The 24,914-nt window shown below is 75.0% G+C and carries 26 protein-coding genes and 1 pseudogene; 8 read left to right on the top strand and 19 right to left on the bottom strand.

From position 1 onward, the window contains the following. The 4 genes from PSR1_RS10080 to PSR1_RS10095 form a co-directional block, all read left to right on the top strand. A partial coding sequence (locus PSR1_RS10080; protein WP_370539092.1) for a tetratricopeptide repeat protein occupies window positions 1–419 on the top strand: 419 nt, incomplete at its 5' end. Between the two features lie 25 nt (window positions 420–444). After that, window positions 445–1,125, top strand: coding sequence for a haloacid dehalogenase type II (locus PSR1_RS10085; protein WP_059437458.1), 681 nt, complete (start codon window positions 445–447; stop codon window positions 1,123–1,125). A 196-nt stretch (window positions 1,126–1,321) separates the two neighbouring features. After that, entirely contained in the window at window positions 1,322–1,660 is a 339-nt protein-coding gene (locus tag PSR1_RS10090) for a helix-turn-helix transcriptional regulator (RefSeq protein WP_059437459.1), read from the top strand. Continuing rightward, the gene (locus PSR1_RS10095) at window positions 1,657–2,151 is read left to right on the top strand and encodes an SRPBCC family protein (RefSeq protein ID WP_059437460.1); all 495 of its coding nucleotides are present in this window, start codon (window positions 1,657–1,659) and stop codon (window positions 2,149–2,151) included. Before PSR1_RS10090 ends, PSR1_RS10095 begins: the two co-directional genes overlap by 4 nt. Window positions 2,152–2,182: 31 nt before the next feature. Here PSR1_RS10095 and PSR1_RS10100 read toward each other — a convergent pair whose 3' ends face one another. The 6 genes from PSR1_RS10100 to PSR1_RS10125 all read right to left on the bottom strand — a co-directional run bounded on the left by PSR1_RS10100 (window position 2,183) and on the right by PSR1_RS10125 (window position 10,448). Further along, entirely contained in the window at window positions 2,183–6,496 is a 4,314-nt protein-coding gene (locus PSR1_RS10100; RefSeq protein ID WP_059437461.1) for an acyl-CoA dehydratase activase-related protein, read from the bottom strand. Between the two features lie 119 nt (window positions 6,497–6,615). Beyond that, on the bottom strand, window positions 6,616–7,848 hold the full coding sequence (locus PSR1_RS10105; protein ID WP_059437462.1) for a dipeptidase: 1,233 nt from the start codon (window positions 7,846–7,848) through the stop codon (window positions 6,616–6,618). A gap of 21 nt (window positions 7,849–7,869) precedes the next feature. Beyond that, entirely contained in the window at window positions 7,870–8,496 is a 627-nt protein-coding gene (locus tag PSR1_RS10110; RefSeq protein ID WP_059437463.1) for a TetR/AcrR family transcriptional regulator, read from the bottom strand. After that, window positions 8,493–9,044, bottom strand: coding sequence for a pyridoxamine 5'-phosphate oxidase family protein (locus PSR1_RS10115; protein ID WP_059437464.1), 552 nt, complete (start codon window positions 9,042–9,044; stop codon window positions 8,493–8,495). Before PSR1_RS10115 ends, PSR1_RS10110 begins: the two co-directional genes overlap by 4 nt. 45 nt (window positions 9,045–9,089) lie before the next feature. Beyond that, window positions 9,090–9,845, bottom strand: coding sequence for an SDR family oxidoreductase (locus tag PSR1_RS10120; RefSeq protein ID WP_202813225.1), 756 nt, complete (start codon window positions 9,843–9,845; stop codon window positions 9,090–9,092). Between the two features lie 159 nt (window positions 9,846–10,004). Further along, a complete protein-coding gene (locus PSR1_RS10125) occupies window positions 10,005–10,448 on the bottom strand; it encodes a hypothetical protein (protein WP_059437466.1) in 444 nt (147 codons plus the stop codon). Between the two features lie 167 nt (window positions 10,449–10,615). Here PSR1_RS10125 and PSR1_RS10130 point away from each other — a divergent pair, with 167 nt between their 5' ends. Then, the gene (locus tag PSR1_RS10130; protein WP_059437467.1) at window positions 10,616–10,987 is read left to right on the top strand and encodes an Mpo1-like protein; all 372 of its coding nucleotides are present in this window, start codon (window positions 10,616–10,618) and stop codon (window positions 10,985–10,987) included. Here PSR1_RS10130 and PSR1_RS10135 read toward each other — a convergent pair. Further along, a complete protein-coding gene (locus PSR1_RS10135; protein WP_059437468.1) occupies window positions 10,921–11,772 on the bottom strand; it encodes an AraC family transcriptional regulator in 852 nt (283 codons plus the stop codon). The two genes, PSR1_RS10130 and PSR1_RS10135, sit on opposite strands and share 67 nt — an antisense overlap. An 88-nt stretch (window positions 11,773–11,860) precedes the next feature. Further along, on the bottom strand, window positions 11,861–12,427 hold the full coding sequence (locus tag PSR1_RS10140) for a hypothetical protein (RefSeq protein ID WP_059437469.1): 567 nt from the start codon (window positions 12,425–12,427) through the stop codon (window positions 11,861–11,863). 340 nt (window positions 12,428–12,767) lie between these two features. Here PSR1_RS10140 and PSR1_RS24130 point away from each other — a divergent pair, with 340 nt between their 5' ends. Next, complete coding sequence (locus PSR1_RS24130; protein ID WP_059437470.1) at window positions 12,768–13,019, top strand: hypothetical protein; 252 nt, start codon at window positions 12,768–12,770, stop codon at window positions 13,017–13,019. Between the two features lie 221 nt (window positions 13,020–13,240). On the opposite strand, the gene PSR1_RS10150 is transcribed toward PSR1_RS24130, so the two are convergent. From PSR1_RS10150 to radC, 3 genes are all read right to left on the bottom strand, one after another. Then, window positions 13,241–13,567 carry a hypothetical protein gene (locus tag PSR1_RS10150; RefSeq protein WP_160309021.1) on the bottom strand — a complete coding sequence of 109 codons (327 nt, stop codon included), beginning with the start codon at window positions 13,565–13,567 and terminating at the stop codon, window positions 13,241–13,243. An 82-nt stretch (window positions 13,568–13,649) separates the two neighbouring features. Next, window positions 13,650–14,024 carry a hypothetical protein gene (locus PSR1_RS10155; protein WP_059437472.1) on the bottom strand — a complete coding sequence of 125 codons (375 nt, stop codon included), beginning with the start codon at window positions 14,022–14,024 and terminating at the stop codon, window positions 13,650–13,652. A 67-nt stretch (window positions 14,025–14,091) separates the two neighbouring features. Continuing rightward, the gene (gene radC / locus PSR1_RS10160; RefSeq protein WP_059437473.1) at window positions 14,092–14,799 is read right to left on the bottom strand and encodes a DNA repair protein RadC; all 708 of its coding nucleotides are present in this window, start codon (window positions 14,797–14,799) and stop codon (window positions 14,092–14,094) included. Between the two features lie 223 nt (window positions 14,800–15,022). Between radC and PSR1_RS10165 the strand changes: the two genes are divergently transcribed. After that, complete coding sequence (locus PSR1_RS10165) at window positions 15,023–16,669, top strand: dipeptidase (RefSeq protein ID WP_059437474.1); 1,647 nt, start codon at window positions 15,023–15,025, stop codon at window positions 16,667–16,669. A 297-nt stretch (window positions 16,670–16,966) separates the two neighbouring features. Here PSR1_RS10165 and PSR1_RS10170 read toward each other — a convergent pair whose 3' ends face one another. The 5 genes from PSR1_RS10170 to dapC all read right to left on the bottom strand — a co-directional run bounded on the left by PSR1_RS10170 (window position 16,967) and on the right by dapC (window position 21,344). Beyond that, entirely contained in the window at window positions 16,967–17,572 is a 606-nt protein-coding gene (locus PSR1_RS10170) for a YceI family protein (protein WP_059437475.1), read from the bottom strand. Between the two features lie 105 nt (window positions 17,573–17,677). After that, window positions 17,678–18,190: a hypothetical protein gene (locus PSR1_RS10175; protein WP_237757902.1), complete on the bottom strand. Its 513-nt coding sequence runs from the start codon at window positions 18,188–18,190 to the stop codon at window positions 17,678–17,680. Between the two features lie 68 nt (window positions 18,191–18,258). Then, window positions 18,259–19,365, bottom strand: coding sequence for a succinyl-diaminopimelate desuccinylase (gene dapE, locus PSR1_RS10180; RefSeq protein WP_059437476.1), 1,107 nt, complete (start codon window positions 19,363–19,365; stop codon window positions 18,259–18,261). Window positions 19,366–19,371: 6 nt separating this feature from the next. Beyond that, the gene (locus PSR1_RS10185) at window positions 19,372–20,196 is read right to left on the bottom strand and encodes a 2,3,4,5-tetrahydropyridine-2,6-dicarboxylate N-succinyltransferase (RefSeq protein WP_059437477.1); all 825 of its coding nucleotides are present in this window, start codon (window positions 20,194–20,196) and stop codon (window positions 19,372–19,374) included. Beyond that, on the bottom strand, window positions 20,193–21,344 hold the full coding sequence (gene dapC, locus PSR1_RS10190; protein WP_237757903.1) for a succinyldiaminopimelate transaminase: 1,152 nt from the start codon (window positions 21,342–21,344) through the stop codon (window positions 20,193–20,195). Before dapC ends, PSR1_RS10185 begins: the two co-directional genes overlap by 4 nt. Window positions 21,345–21,396: 52 nt before the next feature. Between dapC and sthA the strand changes: the two genes are divergently transcribed. After that, window positions 21,397–22,827 carry a Si-specific NAD(P)(+) transhydrogenase gene (gene sthA / locus PSR1_RS10195; protein ID WP_059437479.1) on the top strand — a complete coding sequence of 477 codons (1,431 nt, stop codon included), beginning with the start codon at window positions 21,397–21,399 and terminating at the stop codon, window positions 22,825–22,827. Here sthA and PSR1_RS10200 read toward each other — a convergent pair. The 3 genes and pseudogenes from PSR1_RS10200 to PSR1_RS10210 all read right to left on the bottom strand — a co-directional run. Next, a complete protein-coding gene (locus PSR1_RS10200) occupies window positions 22,796–23,743 on the bottom strand; it encodes a glutathione S-transferase (protein WP_237757904.1) in 948 nt (315 codons plus the stop codon). The genes sthA and PSR1_RS10200 overlap by 32 nt on opposite strands. Window positions 23,744–23,908: 165 nt before the next feature. Beyond that, complete coding sequence (locus tag PSR1_RS10205) at window positions 23,909–24,130, bottom strand: hypothetical protein (protein WP_059437481.1); 222 nt, start codon at window positions 24,128–24,130, stop codon at window positions 23,909–23,911. A gap of 172 nt (window positions 24,131–24,302) precedes the next feature. Then, window positions 24,303–24,914 (bottom strand): annotated as a pseudogene (locus PSR1_RS10210) (hypothetical protein); the annotation flags it as partial.

Raw genomic sequence — 24,914 nt, forward strand, 5'->3', positions numbered from 1 at the left:
GCGCCGGCGACGCGCTCCCGTTCCTGGAGAAGGCGGTCGCGCTCGATCCGGCCGATCTCGACGCGCGCCGCGCGCTCGGCGCGGCCCGGCTCGCCGGCGGCGAGGCCTCGGCGGCCCGGGCCGACCTCGACGCGGTGCTGCTGGCGCGGCCGAAGGACGCCGCGGCGCTGCGCCTGCTCTCCGCGGCCTGGCTGGCGGAGTCGCAGCCGGCGGAGGCCCGCCGCGCCGCCGAGCGCGGGCTCGCCGTCGCGCCCCGCGATCCGGCGCTGCTGCTCGCCGGGGCGCGGGCCGCGCTCGCCGACGGCGATCGCGCCGTGGCCCGCGCCCTCGCCGAGCGCGCCCTGAAGGCGGGGGCCAGGGGCGAGGACGCCGCCGAGGCCCGGCGGCTGGCCGCGACCCAGACGGCGAAGCGCAGGTAGCGCGCGAGGCGCTAGCATCGGGGCCATGCCCCTCGCCCCGGTCCGCGCCGCCGTCTTCGACGCCTACGGAACCCTGTTCGACGTGGCCAGCGCCGCCGCCGAGGCGCGCGGCGCGCTCGGCGACCGCTGGCAGCCGCTCGCCGAGCTGTGGCGGGCGAAGCAGCTCCAGTACACCTGGCTGCGCAGCCTGGCCGGCCGGCACGCCGACTTCTGGCAGGTGACCGGCGACGCGCTCGACTTCGCGCTCGACGCGCTCGGCCTCGCCGGGCCGGGGCTGCGCGACGGCCTGATGGACGCGTACCGCCGCCTCGCCGCGTACCCGGAGGCGCGGGACGCGCTCACGCGCCTCGGCGCCGCCGGCGTGCGCCTGGCGGTGCTCTCGAACGGCGCGCCCGCCATGCTCGCCTCGGCGGCCGAGAGCGCCGGCCTCGCCGGCCTGCTCGAGCAGGTCCTCTCGGTGGAGGACGTGGGCGTCTACAAGCCGCACCCGGCCGTCTACCGGCTCGCGGTGGACCGGCTCGGCGTGCCCGCCGCGGAGATCCTGTTCGTCTCCTCGAACGGCTGGGACGCGTTCGGCGCGAAGGCGTTCGGGTTCCAGGTCGCCTGGTGCAACCGCGCCGGCCAGCCCGCGGAGCGGCTCCCCGCCGCCCCCGACGCCGAGATCCGCTCGCTCGCCGAGCTGCCCGGGCTGCTCGGCCTGCCGTAGAGCCGGCGGCCTGGCTCGTGGTTCGACGGGCTCACCACGAGCGGAATGTCCACGCCGACCGGACCAGACCTCCTGGATCCGCTCGCCCTGAGCCTGTCGAAGGGCGAGCGGTCGATCCGCCCGTCCGGCAGTCCCGTTGGGTCGCACGCACCGTGTTCTCTTGCGCGCGCCGCCGGCCGACTCAATACTGAACCACATGGTTCAGTATTCGGAGCGGCTCGACACCACGTTCGCGGCGCTCGCGGACGCGACCCGTCGCGGGGTGCTGGAGCGCCTCGGCCGCGGGGACGCGTCCATCGGCGAGCTGGCGACCGGGTTCGAGATGACGCTCACCGGGATGAAGAAGCACGTGCGGGTCCTCGAGGACGCGGGGCTCGTCACGACGGAGAAGGTCGGTCGCGTGCGGAGCTGCAGGCTCGGCCCGCGCCGGCTGGAGGACGAGCTCGCCTGGATGGCGGGGTACCGCCGGATGCTCGAGGCGCGCCTCGATCGCCTGGACGAGCTCCTGAAGCGCACGAAAGGACGGACCGAATGACGACGGGCCAGGCCGTGAAGCAGCGCGCCGCGAAGGCGGCGGTGTCCACCCCGACCGACCGCGAGATCCGCGTGGAGCGGATCTTCGACGCGCCCCGCGAGCGCGTGTGGCGAGCGTTCACCGACCCGGCGCTGCTGGCGCAGTGGTGGGGGCGCGGGAACAAGCTGGTGGTCGAGCGCTACGAGCTGGAGCGCGGCGGGCACTGGCGCTTCGTGGAGCACGCCGACGACGGCGTCCACGGGTTCGAGGGGCGCTTCCGCGAGGTGACGCCGCCGGAGCGCCTCGCCATGACGTTCGAGTGGGACGGCATGCCCGGCTACGTGGCCGTCGAGACCACCGTGTTCGAGGACCTGGGCGACGGCCGCACCCGCCTCGTCGCGACCACGCTCTTCCACACCACCGAGGAGCGCGACGGCATGCTCGGCGCCATGGGCGAGGGGCTGGACCAGAGCTACGCCGCGCTGGACCGGCTGCTCGCCGGGACCGCGTGAGCCGATCCGCCCGCTCGCGGTTCGACGGAGCTCACCGCGAGCGGGCCTCTCGATGGTCCGCTCGCCCTGAGCTCGTCGAAGGGCGGGCGGAGGCGACTGCGGCGGCGTGGCGGCGCGCGAACCGCTCCTTCACCTCGTAGGCGAAGCCATCGAGGATCTCCGGGTCGATGGGATCGCCGTTCGCCGCGAGCGTCAGCGACAGCACGCCCTCCCGCGCGGCCGCGTGGTAGAGCTGGGCCTCGGCGAGCCGGGTGGGCATGCAGTCGAGCGGGCCAGCGCAGAGGACGCCGTCCACGCCGCGGTGGCGCCAGGCCTCCAGCGCGAGCCCCATCGCCAGCACCGACTCGTGCTCGAGATCCTCGCGCAGGTAGCCCTGCGCCTCCTTCGCGACCTGGTGCGGCGGCTCCGGCGGCGGCCACCCCAGCGGTTCGCCGGCGGCGCGGAACACGAGGTCCACGATGCGCTGCCGCAGCCGGCGCTTGAGGTGGTCGCCCAGGCTGCCCTTCAGGCCGCGCCGGAACTGCACCGCCTCCGAGTACTGCAGGTACTCGACCACCGGCTCCAGCCGGACGCGCACGCCGCGGCGCTCCAGCTCGTCGGCCACGTAGCCGTTCGAGGCCGGGTCGGAGCGCACGTAGATCTCGCCCACCATCTGCACGGTGGGATACGGCCGCGGGTCGCGCGCCGCGGCCAGCTCGCGCGCGCACCCGGCCACGGCGTCGCGGATCCCCCAGAGCCGTCCGCCGAGCACCTCGCGGAGCACCGTGCGCGCCGACAGGTCGCCCGCAGCCGCCCGCTCGATCGCCTCGAGCAGGCGCGCCGACCACCGCGCGTGGATGGCGTTCGCCGCCCCGGGCGTCCGCTCGACCGGGCGCGCGTCGCGCAGCGCGTCGGCGAGCGCGCCGCGGGCGGAGGCGCCGGCGAGCACGATGGCGCCGAGGCCGGGCGGAACGCCCTCGAAGTAGTCGTGGTCGGGTGGCGACCAGATCTCGACCCGATCCGAGAGCCCGGCGCGCTCCAGGATCAGGCGGTGGAGCTGGCGGTACATGCCGAAGCGGCACGGGCCGCTCGACCCGGGCATGAAGAAGGTGAACCGGCCCTCCGGCTCGCGGGCGAGGTGCTCGAGGAGCGCGCCCGCGGTGATCGTCATGGGCAGGCACTCCTTGCCGCTCGTGTGCCGGCGGCCGAGCCGGATGGTGTCGGCGGTGGCGGCCGGCAGCACCTCGGCCTTCAGCCCCACGCCGCGGAACGCGGCGGCGAGCGCCTCCGCCTCCGGGCCCATGGGCGGCACCAGCACCCGCGTCCCGTCGGCGCGCACGTCCGCGAGCGTCCGCTCGCGGAGCGCCATCGGCTCGGCGGCCGGGCGTCCCTCGGCCCCGGGGCCGCGGAGGTCCTCGCGCACGCAGTGCAGGAACGCCTCGACGCGGGTCTTGGTGCCGGCGTCGGCGGCGTGGCCGTCGGTCTCGACGATCGCGAAGGGCTTGCCGTCGAGCAGGCGGGCCAGGTGGTGCTGGGTGAAGCTGTCCGGGCCGCAGCCGTAGTTGCTGGTGAAGATCGCGTACACGCCCGGCGTCCGGCGGACCCGGTGCGCGGTCCGCAGGATCCGCTGCGTGTAGGACCAGAACGCGCCGGGCACGAGCGGGGTGGCGCCGTCCAGGGGGAAGCAGTCGAGCGGGATGGCCACCGCGCCCTGCTCGCGGAGCAGCGCCGGCACGTTCGCGTTCAGCACCTCGTCGTGGATGGTGTACGTGCGGCCCAGCACCACCACGGCGAGGAGCCCGTCCGAGCGGCAGCGCTCGAGCGCCGCGGCGCCGATGGCCTCGAGGCGCGCGTCGAACGCCCGCTGCGCCTCGCGCGCCGCCGCGTGCGCCCGCCGGGCGGCGGCGCGGTCGCGGACGCCCACCTGCGCGGCGAGCGCCTCCATCGACGCGACGAACCGCTCGGAGTCGAGGTAGCCCGGGCCGCCCGCGTTCAGGGTCGGGGCGACCAGGCGCCGCGCGAAGTCCGCGCCCAGGTCGGTGGCGAGCACGTCCGGCGCGCCGTGCACCATGGGGCAGAGCCAGGTGTGCCGCTCGTCGCGCACGCGCGGCAGGTCGCGGACGACCGGGAAGAACAGGTGCTCGGCCCCCGTCGCGGCGAGCGCGGCGGCGACGCCGTGGACCTGCTGCATGGGCGCGCAGAAGGGGACGTTGCAGAGGTCGATCCCCTGGCGCAGCGCCTCGCGCCCGCCGGAGCCGATCACCTCCACGCCCAGGCCGAGCGTCCCGAAGAACGTGCCGAAGTACGCGAGCAGCGTCTTCAGCTGGAACGCGTCGGCGAGCGCGACCCGGGGCGCGCCGGCCGGCGCCGCGCCCAGCCGCTCCACCAGCGCCCGCACCTCCGCCTCGCGCTCGCGGAACGGATCCGGCGCGCCGGCGGGGAGCTTGCGCGCGCGGGTGCCCTGGTCGAACAGCGCGCAGGCGCCGCCCCAGGTGAACGCGCGCCGCTCGCCGCCCACCGCGGTGCGGAGCCGCTCGATGCGGCAGCGGTTGCCGGCGCCCCCGCAGCCCTCCGCCGAGCGGCACACGAACGTGTCCTTGCGCTCGACGCGCGCCGCGAGGAAGCGCGAGAGGTCGAGCGCGCCCGCGCGGCCCTCGAGGCCGGCGAGCCCGGCGCGCGCCAGCCGCGCGATCCCGAACGCGCCCACCGTGCCCGGCGACGGCGGGACGATCACCTCGGCGCCGGTCTGGCGCGCCACCGCGGCGGCGAGCGCGTCGGCGCTGAACGGCATGCCCTGGCAGAACACCACCTGGCCCACCGGGCGCGCGCCCTTCACGCGGTTCACGTAGTTCTGCACCACCGACTCGTAGAGCCCCGCCACCACGTGCGCGCGCGGCGCGCCGGCCGCGGCGGCCTGGTCGAGGATCTCGGCCATGAACACGGCGCAGTGCTGGCCGAGCGCCACGCAGCCGTCCGCGCCGATGGCCTCGCGCCCCAGCGCCGCCGCGTCGAGCCCGCCCAGCCGCCGCCCCTGCTCCTCGATGAAGGAGCCGGTGCCGGCGCTGCACGCCTCGTTCATGGCCGCGTCCACCACCCGGCCGCCCTCGAGCCGGATGTACTTCGCGTCCTGCCCGCCGATCTCGAAGATGGTGTCCACCCGCGGGTCGTAGGCGCAGGCGCCCTCCGCGTGGGCGGCGATCTCGTTCAGCACGAACACGCGCTCGGTCCCGAAGCAGGACGCGAGCAGCGAGCCGACGATCTCGCGCCCGCTGCCGGTCACGCCCGCGCCGGTGACCGCGCGCCGGGCGCAGGGACCTTCCAGGAACGCGGAGACGAGCGACTGGGCCGCGCGCACCGGGTCGCCGGACGTGCCGGTGTACGCCTCCCAGGCCGGCATGCCCGCGGCGAGGTCGAGCGCGACCGCCTTCGAGCCGGTGGAGCCGATGTCGAGGCCGAGGAGGAGCGGGCCGTCGCCGGCGGGGGGCGGCGGGCGCGGGACGCGCCGGACGCGCGGCAGCGCCCCGGCGAGCGGCGGCAGCGCGTCGAAGGACGCGTGCTCGGGCGGGCGGAACAGTCCGGCGAGTGGCGGCACCGCCTCCGGCCGCGACGCCGCGAGCAGCGCGCACCCGAGCGCGTCGAGGTAGAGCGCCTCGTCGCCCTCGCCGTCGCGCAGGTCGAGGCCGCGGCCGGCGAGCGCCTCGCGGAAGCAGGCCCGCACCCGCCGCGAGCGGCTCACGCCGCCGGTCAGCCACACGTCGCGCGGGCCGCCCGGCCGCACGAAGACGAGCACGTTCGCGCAGATCGCGTCGAACAGGCCCGCCAGGATCCGCTCGCGCGCCTCCCCGCGGTTCGCGAGGTGCGTCATGTCCGTCTTGAGGATCACCGGGCAGCGGCCGGAGAGCGGCGCCGCCTCGGCGCCCACCGCGAGCGCGTCGGCCTCCGCCGGCGTGAGCCCGAAGCGCTCCACCAGCTGGCGCAGGAAGTTGCCGGTGCCCTGCGAGCAGCGCGGGTTCTCGCGGTAGCGGTCGCGGCCCTCCGCCTCGTGCACCAGCACCGAGAAGCCGTGCGCGCCCAGGTCCACCACCGTGGCCGGCGACGCGCCGTGCAGCCGCACGTGCCCGGCGGTGCGCGCCTGCTTGGGCGGGATCCGCGGCAGCTCCAGCCGCCGGCCGAGCCGCCCGGTCGCGCGCGCGCCCGCGACGCCGTCCCAGCCCCACCCGCCCAGCACCTCGCGCACCGCGGCGGCCGGATCGCCGCCGTGCTCCACCAGCGCGCGCCGCGTCCAGGCGAGCGCGCCGCCGTCCCCCTCGACCTCCGCGAGCTTCACCGTCTCGGCGCCCGCGTCGATCCCCACGAACCGGTGCATCCGGCGAGTGTCACGCCGTTCGACCGGGAAGGCACGCCCGAAAAGCGGGCACCATCCTGGCAGTGACGGACCGTGATCGGGATCAACGCAAGGTCCGCGCGAGACGCGGCGGGATGCGCTCAGCGGGCGGGCGAGCGCAGCGCGCGCGACACGCGCTCCACCTCGCGCAGCGCGCGCACGACGTTCCCGCCCAGGAGCTTGCGGACGTCTTCGGGCGTGTGGCCGCGGGCGAGGAGCGCGGCGACGAGCTCCGGCAGGTCCGCGTGCGACTCGATCCCGTCCGGCGGGACGATGCCGCCGTCGAAGTCGGACCCGAGGCCGACGTGGTCCACGCCGGCCACCTTCACGAGGTGCTCGACGTGATCGACCAGCACCGCCAGCGGCGGGCGCGGCAGCGCGTGCGCCACGCGGAGCTCGGCCAGGTACGGCGCCCACCTCCGCTCGACCGGGTCCGCGGCCTCGAGCGCGAGCGCCGCCCGCTCCGGCGCGTGCGCCTCCTCGGCGGCCGCGGCGCGCGCGGCGAACCCCGCGTCGAGGAAGACGGAGTGGAGGTTGACGCCCACGACGCCGCCGCTCGCGGCGATGGCGCGGACGAGGTCGTCGGGGAGGTTGCGCCGGTGGTCCGACAGGGCGCGCACGCACGAGTGCGTCGCGAGCACCGGCGCCCGGCTCGCGGCGATCGCCTGGGCGGCGGACGCGTCGGAGAGGTGCGAGACGTCCACCGCGATCCCGAGGCGGTTCATCTCGGCGATGGCGGCGCGGCCGAGCGGCGAGAGCCCGCCGTGGCGCGGGGCGTCGGGCTTGCCCGCGTCGGCGAACGCAGTGTGCGCGTTCCAGGTGAGCCCGACGTACCGGACCCCGAGCGCGTGCATGCGCTCGAGCTCGGCGAGATCCCCGTGGAGCGGCTCGGCGCCCTCCATGCCGAGCAGGATGGCGATCTTCCCCGAGGCGCGTGCGGCGAGGAGCTCGTCCACGCTCCCCGCCATCGCGAGGTCGGCGGGGTGGCGGGCCACCTGCGCGCGCACCGCCGCCGCCAGCGCGAGCGCCCGCGCGTGCGCGTCCGCCTCGGGCAGATCCGGCGGATTCCAGAGCACGAAGAACGCCGCGCCGACCCCGCCGCGCCGCATCGAGTCCAGGTTCACCTGGCCCAGCTCGCGCCGCGGCTCGCCGAGGTCGTAGCGCTGGTCGAGGAGCCACTGCGGCGTGTCGAGGTGCAGGTCCACCACCGGCGCGTCGCGAAGGACGTCTTCAACCGAGCCCGTCGCCGCCGCGCGCGGCGCGGTGCTGCCGGCGCCCGGTCCGGCGCAGGAGAGGAGGATGGGCATCACGAGCAGCCAGTCGTTCCGCGGCATGCGGCACCGTCGAGATCCAGGCTACACCCGCCTGCGTCCCGGAGCGTGGGTCGATCGGGTCCGCCGGGTCTCCCCGGAGCGCCCGGCGCCGCCGAGCCACTCGAGCGCGGTGCGGAGCGTGCGGCCGAGCGGGGCCCCCCGGTCCGGATCGGCCGCGAGCCCGAGCTCCTGCGCGCCCAGGAACGCCGCGTACTCGAGCTGCGCGAGCACCGTCGCATCGCTCCGCCCGCGATCGCGGTGGATGGCCGCGAGGTAGTCGATCCTGCGGGCGTCCACACGGCCGACGGCCTCGCGCGCCCTCGGGTCGTGCAGCGCCCAGGCGCGGATGGCCCGGTCCAGCGCGTGGTCGAGCCCGACGGCCGCGGCCCCGAGCCGGGCGCTCCGGGCCTCGGCGGTCACGGCGCTGGAGGCCGCCGCGATGAGGTCGGCGGTGTGCAGCTCCGCCCACGCGTCCAGGACCGCCGCGTGGAAGGCGTCCACGTCGCGAAAGTGATGGTAGAAGGCGCCCTTCGTCCGCTGCATCGCCGTGCAGAGCCGCTCGATCGTCATCGCCTGCCACCCGTGATCCCGCAACAGGGCGAGGCCGGCCCGACACCAGCGGGAGCGGGGGTCCCCGCCGGCGGCGGCGCCGCGTGCGCGCCCCGTCACGCGGCGCTCCAGGCGCCGTCCGGGCCGCGCGCGACCATGGCCGACCGCTTCCCGAACGGCGCGGGCGTGACGCCGCGCCGGGCGTCCCAGACCTCGATCCGGTCCGGGCGGAACCGGACGAGCACGAAGTCCCCGCCCTCGGGGCCCTCGGGCCAGAAGGCGCGCCAGAACGGCTTGAACCGGCGCCGGAGCTCCGACGCGTCCTCGACGATCTCGGCGCGCCCGACCAGGACCGCGCACGCACCCCGCGCGTCGTCCTGGTAGGCGAGCGTGGCGGCCGGGTTCTTCCGGAGCTGCTCCACCTTCCGAGACCCGCGGCTCGTGCCGAGCCACACGGTGAAGTCGTCGTCCGGCGGCAGCGGCTCGAGCACGCGCGCGTGCGCGACGCCGTCCGCCACCGTGGCGAGGAGGCAGTAGCGCTTGCGGCGCATCGCCGAGCGCGCGGCGCGGAGCACGGCGCCCACGCCGTCCCGGACGTGCGCCGTCGCCCAGCGCCGGTAGAGGAGCGCGAGCGAGGCCAGGAGGCGATCGCGGAGGGAGCGGACCATGGCACATCCATACCATACCGCATGGTATGGACGCGCGAGGGCGTTTCACCCCTGACGGTGCCGACCGGCCTCCAGCCACGCGTCGAACGTCGGGCCGGCGCGGACCGTCGCGGGCCCGGCCAGGAACGCGCCGTCCTGGTACAGCGCCTGGTCCGGGTCGGAACGGTCTCCGACCTCCTCGATGCGCACCGCGTCGCCGCGGCGGGCGACCAGCTTCCGCGCGGCGTCCGCGAGCACCTCCGGTCGCGGGCCCGCGAGCTCGAGGTGCGGCGCGCCGGACGGCGCCGGCGCGGGGTCGGTGGCGAGCCGGGCGATCGCCTCGGCGACGGTCCTCGCCGCGACGAGCTGGGTGCGCATCCGCGGCAGGTACGCCACGTCGCCCTTCCTCCCCCACTGCAGGAACTGCCCGACGATCTCGTGGAACTGCGCGGCGCGGAGCACCTGCACCGGGAGCGGGCCGGCGCGCAGGGCCTGCTCGTGCGCCTGCTTCGCCACCATGTAGCCGGCGCGGAAGCGGTCGATCCCGAGGATCGACACCGCCACGATCCGCCTCGCCCCGGCGCGCGCCCCGGCCTGCTGGAGGTTGCGGGCGACCGCGGTGAAGAACGCGGTGGCCGCGTGCTGCTCGGGCGGGCCGTTGGCGGCGTCCACGATGCACTCGACGCCCACCAGTGCCTCCTTCAGCCCGCTCCCGGTCTCCAGGTCCACGCCGGCGCCGCGCGACAGCGCCACCACCTCGTGCCCGCCCTCCGCGAGCACCTCCACCACGTGGCGACCGACCTTGCCCGTCGCCCCTGCCACTGCGATCCGCATGATGACGTTCCCTTTCACGCCGGCCGCGCGCCCGGGGTGGGCGCCGCGGCACCGGTCGTGGCAGGAAGACGATCGGCCCGCCTGCGCTGTGACCTCGCATCGAGGCGGCCCCGCCGGAGGCACGCGCAGCCGGCGCGGCGCCGGGGATCACCGGATGACGCGGCGGAGCCGGACCCGCCGCCGGACGCTCCTCAGCTTCAGCGCCGTCGTCGTCGCGACGGTGGCGAGGAAGGTCCCGGCGCCGACCGCGGGCGCAAGCCGGCCCTCGGGATCCGACCGGTGAAACTGCTCGGCGACGACGAACGCGGCGGCCATCGCGGTCGCCACGCCGACGACGGCTCCGACGGCCAGGACCTTGAAAAGCGCCGCGCGGCTGCGGTGACCGCAGCGCGGGCACGGGGCCAGGCGGGACAGGGCCGCGGCGCCGATCTCGGCGTCGTACTGCGCCTTGCTGAGCGCCACGCCGTTCGCCGCGAGCCCCGCGCCGCCGCCGGTGACGACCGCCAGCGCCACCATGCCGCAGCGCGAGCACCGGTAGTCCACGGACTGCTCGCCCACCTCGACGTCGACGCTCAGGTGAATCAGGGGCATGGGAGCTCTCCGCGCGGCGGCCCTGCAGCGTCCGCCCACCAGCCGGGCATCATACTCCGGGTGCCAGGGTGGCGCGCTGGCCGTGGAGCGGCCGCGTGGCGGCCGCGACGTCGATCGCAGCCAGTTCGTTCAAGACTCCGTGGCCGGCCCGGACCAGGTTACCCGGCATGAGCGCGAACGAACCCGGCGTCCTCGAGCGGCAGTGGGCGGTCTATGGCGACGTGCACCGCGATCGGCTCAACCTGGCGCTGCACGCGGCGACCGTGCCGCTCTTCTGGCTCGGCACCTGCGCGCTCGCGCTGGCGCCGGTGATCCCCACCGGCTGGGCGATGGCCGGCGTGGCCGCGCTCCTCGTCGCGCTCGCCGCGCAGGGCCGCGGTCACCGCGGCGAGGCGAGGGCGCCCGCCCCGTTCCGTGGACGGGGCGAGCTCCTGGCGCGGTTCCTCGCCGAGCAGTGGATCACGTTCCCGCGCTACGTCCTCTCGGGCGGCTTCGCGCGCGCCTGGCGCGAGGCCGCGACGGACCGACCGCGCCCGTGAGCCGCGGCGGGAGCGCCGGCGGGCCGGAGCTCGGACGGCGCGACGCCGAGCATGCGGCGGAAGGCCCGGCTCATGTGGGCGGCGTCGGCGAACCCGGCGGCGTGGGCCGCCTCGCCGAGCGGCCTGCCGGAGACGACGGCCGCGGCGGCGCGCTGCAGCCGCAGCCACGCCAGGTAGGGCCGCAGCGGCACGCCGATCGACCCGGTGAAGACGTGCATGAGCCGGCCGGGCGAGAGACCGACCTGGCGCGCGAGCGTGTCGAGGGAGGCGTCGCCGCCTGGCGGCAGCGCCTGGAGCACCCGCAGGAGCCTGCGAACGCGCGGGTGGACGGCGCGAGGCGAGCGCACCCGTTCGCCGCCCAGCGCCGCGACCACGCGCGCGGTCCAGGCGGCGCCGCCGGGCCCCATGAGCTCCATGGGCGTCACCCCGTCGACGAGGGCGTCGCGCTCGGCGGCCCCGACGACGCGGAGCGAGCCGACCGTGGCGGCGCGCATCGACTGCCCCGCGTCGCTCTCCGGGTCCACGAAGACGATGAGGACCTCCGAGCCCGAGGCGTCGATGGCGTGCAGTGCATCCGGCGCGGTGACCACCCCGGCCGCGCGCGCCCACGCGCCCCGGTCCCCCGCGCGCACGCGCAGCTCGCCCCCGAGGGCGAGGACCACGTGCATGCCGTGGTGCGCGTGGGAGGTGCTCCGGCCTCCCGGCCCGCGCGCGGCGAGCAGCGGCGGCCAGAGCGGCAGCCCGGGCGCGTCCGGACGGACCGTCGGGATCGTCGGGAGTCGCATCGACCGACGATCTATGGGCGCGGTCGGTGGCCGCAACCAAACCGGCCCGGGCGAGGAGCGCGTGGCCGGGCGCGCGCGCCCCCGCGACCTAGCTCGCCTCGCGCCTCGCGCCGCCGCGCCGGACCGGCAACGGGCGCATCTCGCGGGGAACGGGGCCGACGATGACGTCGACGATGCGCCCGCTGGGCAGCCGGTAGGGCCCCGAGGTCCCCGGCTTCTGCAGCTCGCGGGCGAGCAGCTCGTCCACCTCGTCGAAGGCGGCGACGAGCGCCTGCCGGTCGCCCGTCTCCCAGTAGCCGCCGTCGTCCTCCACGGTCAGCGACTGGAGCTCCGCGTCGAGCCGCTGGAGCAGCTCGACGACGGCGAGGTGGGTCTCCACGCCGGCGAACTGGGTCTTCACGGAGGAGGGCTGCAACGTCCGCCCTTCGAAGCGCAGCTCGATGGGCTCGCTCCGTGCGTGTGGCCGGAGGACCACGTGGTTCCTTCCGGCGCTGACCGGCCACCCGCGTCCCCGGGCGAACGCCACGGCCGCGGCGAGGACGGCCTTCGCGGCGGCGGCGGTCCGGGCCGTCCCCTCGTAGTGGAGGGTGACGCCCGCGAACGCCAGGCGCGGGACGAGGACGAGCAGCGCTCCGAGCAGGAGGCGAAGGGGCATCCCCGGATTCGACCACGTCGCACCCAAGGTGTGAAGCCCGCGCCGGCCCGGCATGCATCGCGCCGAGCGGGAGCTCGCGGAGGATGCCCTCTCGGCGGTGCGCCCCCGGAGCCGGTGGCGCCGGGACGGAGGGGTCGTGCATCGAGCGGCCGTTCAGCTCCCGCTGCCGCCGCTCCTGCTCCACGCTGCGTGCACGAGTCGAGGGAGAAGTGCTGGTTACCATGCACCGGCGGACGCTCGTCGCGGTACGCTTCGCATCGAGGCGACGTAACGCGCCGACGGGAGGAGTCATGCGGCCGAACGTCGGGGAACTGCGCTGGCGCGGACGGGACAGTTCCTCGTGGCCTACCTTGCGTCGGGTGTCGTCGAGACGATCGTGTTCAGTGAGATGCGCGGCGGCGGACATCCAGACGCCCCGCTCACCATGTTCCCGGACTACCTGCTGCTCTCTCCAGCAGTCCCAGTGCTGGTCGGGTATGACCTGGTCGCGCAATTCGCTCCGCTCGAGCTCGTGGCCACGTGCGTCTTCGTCGCCTGCTTCGTCGTCTCGTGGCTCGCGTACGAGAGAGCGATCCCCTGGAAGATGTCGTGATCGCCTCGGGTCGACGTCGGCCCCCGCGGACCCGATGCCTGGGCGCAGATACCTACACACCCCGTGCAACGCGAGGGAGAACAACTTCTCGCTCTCGTGGCGCGAGCGCGAGCTGCAGCACGACTTGGCGCGTCGCGACGGACGGTGACCGTGATGCCAGCTGCGGCGTCGAGCAGCACGACGACGGCACGTCGATGCCTGCACAGGCGGCGCGAAGGCAACTACCTGCGATATCTTCCATCCCAGCTCATATAACCGAAGCCCCAGTCGAATTTGGACTGTACCGAGGTCACTCGGTCCCCTTCGCCGTAGTAGACGATGAGGACCCAAGCACCGATGAGCGCAGGCTGGTCCCAGCCCTCCCATCCCTTCGGAGAGAAGTCGACTTCGGGAGCTCCGAGCAGCGCATGCACCTCCGGCCTCGTCATCGTGGCGATCGGCGCATTCCATCGGCGTGGACGAACGGACCAAGCCGTCCCGGCGGCCGAAAGCGCGGCGGCCGTGACGATCGCCAGAGTGAACCCAGCGGCCCTGAAAATGCGGCTCATGCCCATCCCAATCACCGCCCGATTTGGAGGATTCCCGCGTCGGTCGTCCTGTAGTTGTGTGACTGCAAGTGCCCACGATCTCTCAGCGATGGATCCCGGGCGTCCCTGGCAACCCTGGCGAAGGGACGTGGGCGTTGTGCATCGAGCGGCTGTTCAGCTCCTGCTGCCGCCTTCCCCGCTCCTGCTCCATCAACTGGGCCACGCGGAACGCGGCGCCGCCGGCGGCCGCGCGCGACTCGGGCGTGGCGGCCTCCTTCGGCTCGCACACGCAGCCGGTCGCGGTTCCCATGATGACGATCGCGCCGAGGCGCATCCCGAGCTGGCCGCAGTGGGCCTCGCACTCGGGGCGCGACTCGGGACGTAGGCGGAAGCTCGGGTTGACGGCCGGAGCCGTCGTCGTCGAGCAGGCGCAGAGGGAGGCGGCGGCGATCGAGGCGGCGACGAGGAGGGTGCGCATCGGTATTCTCCGGGTGAAGTACTCTCGGAGTAGAACCGATCTCTCGCCGCGTCCGCAAGCTGGCGCCCTACCGCCTCCACCGCCCCGCCTCGACGAAGCTGTAGTACCCGCCCGCCGCCACGATGACGTGGTCGCGGGCCAGCACGCCGACGAGGTCGGCGGCGGCGCGGAGGCGGGCGGTCAGGTCCACGTCGTCGGGGCTGGGGGTCGGATCGCCGCTCGGGTGGTTGTGGACGAACACGACGCCGTGCGCGCCCTCCCGCACCGCGGGGCGGAGCGCGTCGCGGGGCGAGACGGGGCACTGCGAGAGCGAGCCCTCCGCCACCTGCACCGTCCGGAGCAGCCGGCCGCGCACGTCGAGCAGCACCACGTGGAAGCCCTCGCGCTCGGCGTGCGCGGCGTGGCGGAGGAGCTCGTGGACGGTGCGGGGATCCAGGCAGCGCTCGCCGCGCCGCGGCGGGGACCAGGCGCCGCGCCGGCCCAGCTCGAACGCGGCCGCGAGCGCGGCGGCGCGGGCGACGCCGATGCCGGGCCAGGACGCGAGCGCGTCGGGCGGCGCCCAGGCCAGCTCGGCGAGCGGGAGCGCCTCCACCAGTGAGAGCGCGGCGGCGCGCGCGGAGACGCGACCGGTGCCGGTGCCGAGCACCAGCGCGAGCAGCTCGGCGTCGGACAGCGCGCGCGGGCCGGCGGCGAGGAGCCGCTCGCGCGGCCGGTCGGTGGGCGAGGACGCGGGGGCGGAGGCGGGATCGGCAGGGGCGTCGGAGGCGGCGGTCATGGCGCGGGCCGGTGGAGCAACGGGCGTGCCCCGCCGCCGCGCCCGGATGCTGCACGCCTGCGCAGGCCGACGCTGCGGGGACGGGCTCGCGCCCGGACCGCGGGTGCGCGGCGCGGCCGGTGCCGCGGCCGTCCTCCGGGCCGGCGGGACCGACGGCCCCGGGCGAGGCGGTGCCGGGCCGCGAAGTGACCCGGAGGAGCGGGGTCGGGTATCCTCGGCGGCCATGCTCGACCACCGCAAGACCGCCCCCGCCGCGCTCGCCGCGGCAGCCCTCGTCCTCTCGCTGCCCGGCGCGGCCGACGCCTGCACCAGCATCCTCGTCTCGAAGGGCGCGAGCGCCGACGGCTCCACCTTCATCACCTACGCAGCGGACTCGCACGACCTGTACGGCGACCTCCCGCTCCGCCCCGCCGCGCAGCACGCGCCGGGCGCGCAGCGCGAAATCATCGAGTGGGACACCGGCAAGTTCCTGGGCCGCATCCCGCAGCCGGCCGTCACCTACCACGTGGTCGGCAACATCAACGAGCACCAGGTCGCCATCGGCGAGACCACCTTCACCGGCCGCAAGGAGCTGCAGGATCCGGAGGGGCGGATCGACTACGGCTCGCTCATGTACATCGCGCTGGAGCGCGCCCGCACCGCCCGCGAGGCCATCCAGGTGATGACCGACCTCGTGGCCGAATACGGCTACGCCTCCACCGGCGAGTCCTTCTCCATCTCGGATCCGAACGAGGCCTGGATCCTCGAGATGATCGGCAAGGGGCCGAAGCGGAAGGGCGCGGTGTGGGTGGCCCGCCGCATCCCGGACGGCTACGTGTCGGCGCACGCGAACCACGCGCGCATCCGCCAGTTCCCGCTCGACGAGCCGAAGACCACGGTCTACGCGAAGGACGTCATCTCGTTCGCGCGCGAGAAGGGCTGGTTCAAGGGCAAGGACGCGGAGTTCAGCTTCGCCGACACCTACGCGCCGCTCGACTTCGGCGCGCTGCGCGCCTGCGACGCGCGGGTGTGGAGCGTGTTCCGCCGGGTGGCGCCGGGGCAGTCGCTGCCGTCCTCCATGGTGAAGGGTCAGGACCCGAAGGCCGAGCGCGTGCCGCTGTGGGTGAAGGCCGAGAAGCCGCTCGCGGTGCGCGACGTGATGGCGCTCATGCGCGACCACTTCGAGGGCACCGAGCTCGACCTGTCGAAGGGCGTGGGGGCGGGCCCGTTCTCGCTGCCCTACCGCTGGCGGCCCATGACGTTCAAGGTGGACGACAAGGAGTACCTGAACGAGCGGGCCATCTCGACGCAGCAGACCGGCTTCTCGTTCGTGGCGCAGTCGCGCGCCACGCTCCCGGCGGCGGTCGGCGGGGTGCTCTGGTTCGGCGTGGACGACACCTACAGCACCGTCTACGTGCCGATGTACTGCTCCATCCACGAGGTGCCGCGCAGCTTCGCGGTGGGCACCGCCGACTTCAAGACGTTCAGCTGGGACTCGGCGTTCTGGGTGTTCAACTTCGTGTCGAACTGGGCCTACTCGCGCTACTCCGACATGATCCAGGACGTGCAGCAGGTGCAGGGCGAGCTGGAGGGCGGGTTCCTCTCGCGGCAGGCGGAGCTGGAGAAGGCCGCGATGACGCTCTACAAGGACTCGCCCGGCCTCGCCCGCGACTACCTCACCCGCTACTCGGTCAGCCAGGGCGACATGGTCACGGCCCGCTGGCGCAAGCTGGGCGAGTCGCTCATGGTGAAGTACCTCGACGGCAACGTGCGCGACGCGCAGGGCAACGTCACGCACCCGGACTACCCGGAGGGCTGGCGCCGGCGCATCGCGGCCGAGGACGACGGCATCCTGCGGGTGCCGAAGGAGCCGCAGAAGGTGGCGCAGTAGCGCCAGCCCGCTCGTGGTTCGACGGGGCTCACCACGAGCGGGGTCTCCGGAGGCCGCTCACGGGGCTCACCACGAGCGGAAGGTGCAGACACCGCTCACGGTGAGCCTGTCGAACCGTGAGCGGAGCGCTCGTCCCGAGGGTGAGCGGGCCTGATGGGGCACGGCCGGAGTCGAGGGACGCTCAGGGTGACCCTTCGACTCCGGCGGGCCTGCGGCCCGCCTACGCTCAGGGTGAGCGGAGATTCCGCTCATCCCGAGCGTAGCGCGGCCGGCCAGGCCGCGCGGAGTCGAGGGACGCTACTTCCCGGCCTGCTTCGGCGCCGCCTTCACCAGCTCGGCCTCGATCTCGATCTTCACCTCGTCGCCGACCACCGGGCCGGCCTCGACCGTCTTCGACCAGTTCAGGCCGAACTCGCGGCGGTTCACCATGGTCGTGGCGACGAGGCCGCGGCGCAGGTTGCCGCCGGGATCCTTGATGGCGCTGGTGGGGCCGAGCACCTCGAGCACCACCGGCTTCGTCACGCCCTTCATGGTGAGGTCGCCGGTGACCTTCAGCTTGCCCTCCCCGATCTTCTCCACCTTGGTGGACTTGAACGTGATGGTCGGGTACTTCGCCACGTCGAAGAAGTCGGGCGACTTGAGGTGCGCGTCGCGGTCCGGCACGCGGGTGTTCAGCGTGGTCGCGTCGATGGTCGCCTCGACCGAGGACCTCGCGAGGTCCTTCTCGTCGAGCTTCACGGCGCCGGTGGTCTTCCCGAACTCGCCGCGGACGTTGGTGATGACGAGGTGGCGGACGGTGAAGCTGGAGAGCGTGTGCGCCGGGTCGATGTCCCAGGTGCCGGCCTGTGCATGGGCGAGCGCCGGGGCGGCGAGCGCGAGCAGGAGGGGGAGGAGTCGCTTCATGGTGCGGTTCCTTTCGGGACGCGTCCGGAAGGCGGACGCGAGGTCCGTCCGGTCGTCTAACCGCGCCGGGGCCGGGATCAACGAGGGGAACCCACGGGGGCCCCGCTAGAAGCGCGCCCCCAGCCCGCCCATCAGGCCGAGCTGGTCCTCCTGCTCGAACGTCAGCTCGCCGGCGAGGAACATGGGGCCGAGCTCGAGCCGGGCCCCGAGCCCGACCTGGAACCACGCCTTCCAGCCGTCGCGCTTCGCGGACCCGACGCCGAACGTGATCGCCGCGTCGAGCCCGCGGTGCGTCTCGAACCGCTGGGACACCCGCGCCAGGACGACGGGCGTCCACTCGCGCGTCGCGTCCGGCAGCTTCCGGTAGCCGTAGCCGGCCACGCTCAGGTCGAGCGTCGAGAAGGAGTAGCCGGCCTCGCCGCCGAGCCGCGAGCCGGAGCTGCCGCTGCCGCCCGCGTCGAGGCCCGCGCCGCCCCAGGCGGTGAGGAAGAAACGGTTCGGCCTGCCCTCGTCGTCGTGCTCCTCCTCCTCGGGCGCGTCGTCCCAGTCGCCGTCCTGCGCGACGGTCAGCGAAGGCAGGGCGCTGCCGAGCAGGGCCGCGAGGAGGAGGGCGCGCACGCCGCGGATGATAGGCGAGCGGCGCGCGGGGCCGCCAGCAGCGCGGGCGGCCCTCGCGTGACGCCGGGTCAGGCGCGGAGGAACCGCTCCAGCAGCCGGTACCCGCGCTCGAGCGCGGCGACCTCGACCCACTCGCCGCGCTGGTGCGCCTGCGCGGTGGCGCCGGGGCCGAGGTTCACCGCCGGGATGCCGTGGGCGGCGAGGCGGGCCACGTCGGTCCAGGCCTGCTTCGGCTCGGCGGCGACGCCGGTGCGCTCGAGCAGGCGGCGCACCAGCGGGTGGTCGGCGTAGGCGGGGCAGGCCGGGGAGAGGTCGGTCAGCTCCACCTCGGCGCCGACCCGCTCGCCCAGCGCCCGCAGCTCGGCCGACGCCTGCTGGAGCGTGCGGTCCGGCGCGAAGCGGAAGTTCACGTTGAGCGTGCAGCGGTCCGGCACCACGTTGCGCGCCCGCCCGCCCTCGATCCGCGTGACGCTCGCCACCTCGCGGAACACCAGGCCCCCGGAGACCGCCTCGCGCGGCGCGCGGGCGTGCAGCTCGGCGAGCAGCGCGCCCGCCTTGTGCACCGCGTTCTCGCCCTGCCACGGCCGCGCGGAGTGGGCGGCCCGCCCCTCGAACGTGAACGTCGCGTGGATCGAGCCGACGCAGCCGAGCTGGAGCACGTTGTCGGTCGGCTCGAGGCAGATGGCGAGCTCGGTGCCGGCGAGCTCGTCCGCGGCGTGGAGCACGTCGGCGAGCTCGTTCTCCAGGTACGGCCCCTCCTCGCGCGCGTAGAACACGAGCAGCAGCTCGCAGAAGCGCTCGGCGCGCGGCAGCCGCTCGGCCACCTCCATCATGAGCGCGAGGCCGCCCTTCATGTCCGAGCTGCCCGGCGCGACGAGCCGCCCGCCCTCGCGGCGCGGCGGCCCGCGGTCGTCCTCGTGCACCGGCACCGTGTCGAGGTGGCCGCAGAGCGCCACCCGCGGCCGGCCCTCGAGCGCCGCCTCCGCGCCGGCGCCCGCGTCCACCCGGACCACCAGCGAGTCCTTCACCCGGCGCACGCCGAGCCCGAGCGCCCGCGCCCAGGCCTCGACCTGGTCGCAGAGCGCGCGCTCGTGGCCGATGGGCGAGCGCACGCCGCACAGCGCCTCGGTGCGGCGGGCCAGCGCCTCGGCCAGCTCGGCGGTCGCCGGGTCCATGGGCGGCTAGACCTGCACCTCGAAGTCGCGCAGCGCCTGGTTCAGCGAGACCTTCTTGTCGGTCGCGGCGCTGCGGCGGCCCACGATGAGCGCGCAGGGGATGTTGAAGGTGCCGGCCGGATACTGCTTCGGGCGCGTGCCGGGGATCACCACCGAGCGCGCCGGGACGCGGCCCTTGTAGACCACCTGCTCCGGCCCGCTCACGTCGATGATGGGCGTGGACGCGGTGATGACCACGTTCGCGCCGAGCACGCAGTCCTCCTCGACGAGGGTGCCCTCGACCAGGATGCAGCGGCTGCCGATGAAGCAGCCGTCCTCGATGATGTTCGGGCGGGCCCCGGGCGGCTCGAGCACGCCGCCGATCCCGACGCCGCCGGCGAGGTGCACGTTCGCGCCGACCTGCGCGCAGGAGCCGACGGTGGCCCAGGTGTCCACCATCGAGTTCGCGCCCACGCGCGCGCCGATGTTCACGAAGCCGGGCATGAGCACCGCGCCCGGCTCGAGGTGCGAGCCGAAGCGGGCGATGCCGCCCGGCACCAGCCGCACGCCGGCCTTCTCGAGATCCTTCTTGAGCGGGATCTTGTCGCGCGTCTGGAACGGACCGAAGTCGGTCGTCTCCATCCCGGTGATGCCGAAGTAGAGGTTCACCGCCTGCATCAGCCAGGCGTTCACCTGCCACTCGCCGTCCTTCTTCTCCGCCACCCGCAGCTCGCCGCGGTCGAGGCCGTGCAGCGCCTTCACCACCGCCGCCTTGGCCTGCGGGTCCTGCAGCCGGGCCCGGTCCTCGAAGGCCCCCTCGATCAGCTTCCGCACGTCGTTCCAGTCGCTCATGGCTCGATCCTCGCCCAGGCCCGGATGGCCTCCTCGCACTCCTCCAGCGTGGGCACCAGCGCCACGCGGACGTATCCCTCTCCTGCGCCGAACGCGATCCCCGGCGCCACCACGATGCCCGCTTCGAGGAGCCGCAGCGCGTAGCTCGAGGAGGTGTGCCCCTCCGGCACGCGGACCCAGAGGTACAGCGTCGCGTCCGACGCGTCGGCGACGAGCCCCTTCTCCGCGAAGAAGCGCAGGAACCGGTCGCGCTTGCGCCGGAAGATCTCGCGCCGCTCGGCGGCGTGGGCGTCGTCGGACCAGGCCGCGGTCGCGGCGGCGGCCACGAACTCGGGCTGGGAGACGCCGGGGTGGCTGCGCAGGGCGCGCAGGCCGCGGACGAGGTCCGGGTCGCCGGCCAGGAAGCCGCTCCGGTAGCCGGTCATGCCGCTCCGCTTCGAGCAGGAGTGGACCGCGAGCACGTTCTCGACCTGCAGCTCCAGCATCGAGGCGGGCGGCTCGCCGAAGTAGATGTCCGCGTAGCACTCGTCGGAGGCCACGATGAACCCGTACTCGAGCGCGGCCGCGCCCACCCGCCGCAGGTAGTCGCGCGGGGCCTCCGCGCCGGTGGGGTTGTGCGGGTAGCTGATCCAGTAGACGAGCGTCTCGCGCAGCACGGCCTCGCCCACGTCCTCCGGCTCGAGCAGGAACCGGCGCCGGGCGGTGAGCGGGACCTTCACCGGCTCGAGGCCGGCGAAGCGCGCGCCCACCTCGTAGGTGGGGTAGCCCGGGTCCGGCATCACCACCTTGCGGCGGCCCGGGTCGCCCGCGAACGCCAGCGGCAGGTGGAAGATCGCCTCCTTGGCGCCCGCGCAGGCGAGCACCTGCGCCTCGGGATCGACCGCCACGCCGAAGCGGCGCCGCAGGTACCCCGCGGCCGCGCGGCGGAGCGCCGCGGTGCCGAACGCGCTCGGGTACTGCGACACCTCGGGCACGGCGGCGCGGAGGGCCTCGCGCAGGAACGGCGGCGTGGGCTCCTTCGGATCCCCGAGGCCGAAGTCGAACAGGCGCTTCCCGGCGGCGGCGAGCGCGCGCCGGCGCTCGTCGAGCTCGACGGAGAGGTTCTTCCGGATCTGCCCGAGCACCGGGTTCGACGGGAGGGGTCGCACGGAACCGTGAACAATATCGAACTCCGGCGGGTCCTGCATTATAAGCGGGCGCATGCTCTCGTACGACGTGGTGGTCATCGGCTCCGGCCCCGCCGGAGAGAACGGCGCCATCCAGGCCGCGCTCCTGGGCAAGAAGGTCGCGCTGGTGGAGAAGGAGGCCGTGCCCGGCGGCGCGAGCGCCAACACCGGCACCATCCCGTCGAAGGCGCTCCGCGAGACCGCCCTCGCCATCCAGCAGGCCCGCAGCCGCGACGCGCACGGCATCGAGGTCCGCGTCTCGGGCACCGTCACCGTCCCCGAGCTGATGGGCCGCCGCGGCCTCGTCACCGCGCGCGAGCACTCGCGCATCCGCAGCGCGCTCAACCACGCCGGCGTCGAGATGTTCCGCGGCATCGCCAGCTTCGTGGACCCGCACACCATCCGCGTGGCGGTGCCGGACGGCGGGCAGCAGGACCTGCACGCCGAGGTGGTGCTGCTCGCCACCGGCACGCGGCCGTTCCACCCGCCGCAGTACTCGATCGACAACGCGCGCGTCTACGACTCCGACTCGATCCTGATGCTCGACCGGATCCCCCGCTCGCTCGCGATCCTCGGCGGCGGCGTGGCCGGCTGCGAGTACGCGTCGATCTTCGCCGCGCTGGGCGTGAAGGTCGCGATCATCGACTCGAAGGACCGCCTGCTCCCCTGGCTGGACGCCGAGCTGTCGCTCGCGATGCAGGACTCCTTCGACGTGCTCGGGATCACCCGGCACCAGGTGACCCGCGCGGTAAAGCTCGAGCGCGGCGAGCGCGACGTGCTCGTGACGCTCGCCGACGAGTCGCGCCTGGTCGCGGAGAAGGTGCTGGTCGCGGCCGGCCGCATCGGCAACGTCGAGGCGCTCAACCTGGCGAACGCCGGGCTGAAGGCCACCGACAAGGGCCTGCTCGAGGTGAACTCGCACTACCAGACGACGGTGCCGCACGTGTACGCGGCCGGCGACCTGGTCGGCTTCCCCGGCCTCGCCTCCAGCTCGATGGAGCAGGGGCGCGTGGCGATGAACCACGCCTGCGGCGGCAACCGCAAGCAGAAGCTCCCCGAGCTGCTGCCGGTGGGCATCTACACCATCCCGGAGCTCTCCTCGGTCGGCGAGAGCGAGGAGGCCCTCAAGGCGAAGGGGCGCGACTACGTCGTCGGGCGCGCCAGCCTGGTGGAGAACGCCCGCGCCAACCTGGTGGGCGAGGCGGTCGGCTTCCTGAAGCTGCTCGCCGATCCGGCGAACGGCGCGATCCTGGGCGTGCACTGCATCGGCCCGCACGCGTCGGACACGGTGCACCTCGGCCAGGCCGTGATGGCGCTCGGCGGCGACCTGCGCTTCTTCGCGGAGACGGTGTTCAACTACCCGACGCTGCAGGAGGCGTACAAGTACGCCGCCTTCGACGCGCTCGACCGCATCCGCGACCGCGGCGGGAACGTCACGCCGATCGACCGCGCCGCCGCGAAGTAGGGCGCTTCTTCGCTCGTCCCGAGCCTGGGGCCGTCGGCTTCCGCTCGCCCTTCGACTTCGCGACCGCTGGGCGCAAGCCGCTCATCCCGACCCTTCGACTCCGGCGAGCCTGCGGCTCGCCTACGCTCAGGGTGAGCGGGCGCGGAGTCGAGGGACGCGACCGCCTCGGCGGCGGCTCGTCCAGCTCCGGGTAGTGCCGGAAGATCCCGCGCTCGTTGAACGGGATCCGCCGGTCCGACGCGAGGTACGCGGCGATGCCGGGACGGGCCGCCACCGCGTCGTGCAGCGCGACCAGCCGCGGGAAGCGCCGCTCGATGCGGCGCATGGCGCGCGGGAACGCGTAGCGCAGCCCCTCGATCACCTGGAACGTCGAGAGGTCCGGGTAGCTGCAGGCGTCGCCCACCAGCCAGCGGCCGCCGCCGGCGGGGTTCGAGTCGAGCGCGCGGTCGAGGTAGCGCAGGAACAGCGGGATCCGCTCGCGCCGGAACGCCTCCGCGGCGCGCGCCGCCTCGCGCCGCTGGTCCTCGTAGTAGAGCGAGGTCGCCACCGGGTGGTGCACCGCGTGCACCTCGGCGACCAGGTCCGCGATGGTGAGCTGGAGCTGGTGCGCGCGGAGCCGGCTCGCCTCGTCGGGCGGCACGACACCGATGCGCGGCGCCAGCCACTGCAGGATGGCCGCGGTCTGCGCGACCACCACCTCGCCGTGGCGAAGCGCGGGCGGGCCGAGCGGGGTGAGCCAGGGCCCGGGCTCCTCGAGGAGCCGCATCACCGCGGCCGCGCCGCCGCCCTCGCCGCCGGGGAGGCGGGCCAGGTCGGCGTAGGGGACGCCCGCGTCCTCGAACGCGAGCCGGACGAACTCGCCGCGGCCCTGCAGGCCCGGCCAGTAGACGAGCTCGTATGCGGGTTCGGTGGCCATGCCCGCAGGCATGGCGCCGGCGGAGGCCCGGGGCAACGGCTCGTCGGGGAAAAAAGCGCGCGGGGCGGCGTGGTGCCCGCCCCGCGTCCCCCGTCCCCCCCGCTGCGTCCCTCCCCGCCCCAGACCGACCACGCGCGCCGCGACCCCCCCGGCGCGGCGCGCGTGTCACTGCAGGTGCTTCGGCTCCAGCTGCTCGAGCGGCACCGCGAGCGACTTGCCGTTGGGCAGGAGGTTCAAGGGAACCACGGCGCCGGCGGAGGCGAGCTTGAACCGCTCGCAGCGCGCGAAGTCGCCCTCGCAGTAGTAGCCCTGCCACACGCGCAGGGACGACTTCATCGCGAACTGGGCGAACAGCGGGCACGCGGCGATGCGGGGGCAGCTGGCCATCCGGTCCCTCCGGCGCCCGTCCACGGCGCCTTCCATCGAGCGTGGGGATTCTAGCCCCTCGCTCACCCGAAGGGTCACCCGCACCATGCGGCGAATGGTCGCCCGGTGCGAGCGGCGCGGCCCGCCGCCGCGCAGGCGGACAGGGTGGCGTCTTCTCTCGGTGATTGGCGCGTCAGCCCAGGCGCGCGCGCGCCTGCGCCAGCGCCGCGTGCACCTGCTCGAGCGCCCGCTTCGCCGAGGCGAGCTCGTCGCGCTCGGCGCGGAGCCGGTCCAGCTCGGCCGCGAGCTGATCGCGCTCGCGGGCCAGCTCGCCCACCGCGGTGCGGAGGCGGGCGCCGTCGGCGGCGCCGGCGCGGAGCTCCTCGGAGAGGCGCTCCACCTCCTGCTCGCGCTCGGCGCGCACGCGCGCCTCCTCGTCGGCGCGGCGGGTGACCTCGTCGAGCAGGCGCGCGCGCTCCTCGTCGAGCGCGGAGAGCGCCTGCGCGCGGCGCACCGACTCGTCGCGCTCCTGCTCCAGCGCGTCCATCTCGCCGAGCAGGTCGGAGAGCACGCCGCGCTTGTCCTCGAGCTCCTTCTCGGCCACCGCGAGCCGCTCGGTGGCCCCGCGCGCCTCGCCGGCGGCGCGGGCCAGCTCCTGGCGCGCCTCGTCGAGGTCGGCGCGGAGCGCCTCCTCGCGCTCGCGCGCGCGCATGAGCTCGGCCTCGAGGTCCTTCACCAGGCCGAGCACGCTCTCGGCGGCGCGGCCCGGATCGGCCGGCACCGGCTCGATGCGCGGCGCGGGCTT

The organism is Anaeromyxobacter sp. PSR-1 (genome assembly GCF_000964525.1).
Lineage (GTDB): Bacteria > Myxococcota > Myxococcia > Myxococcales > Anaeromyxobacteraceae > Anaeromyxobacter.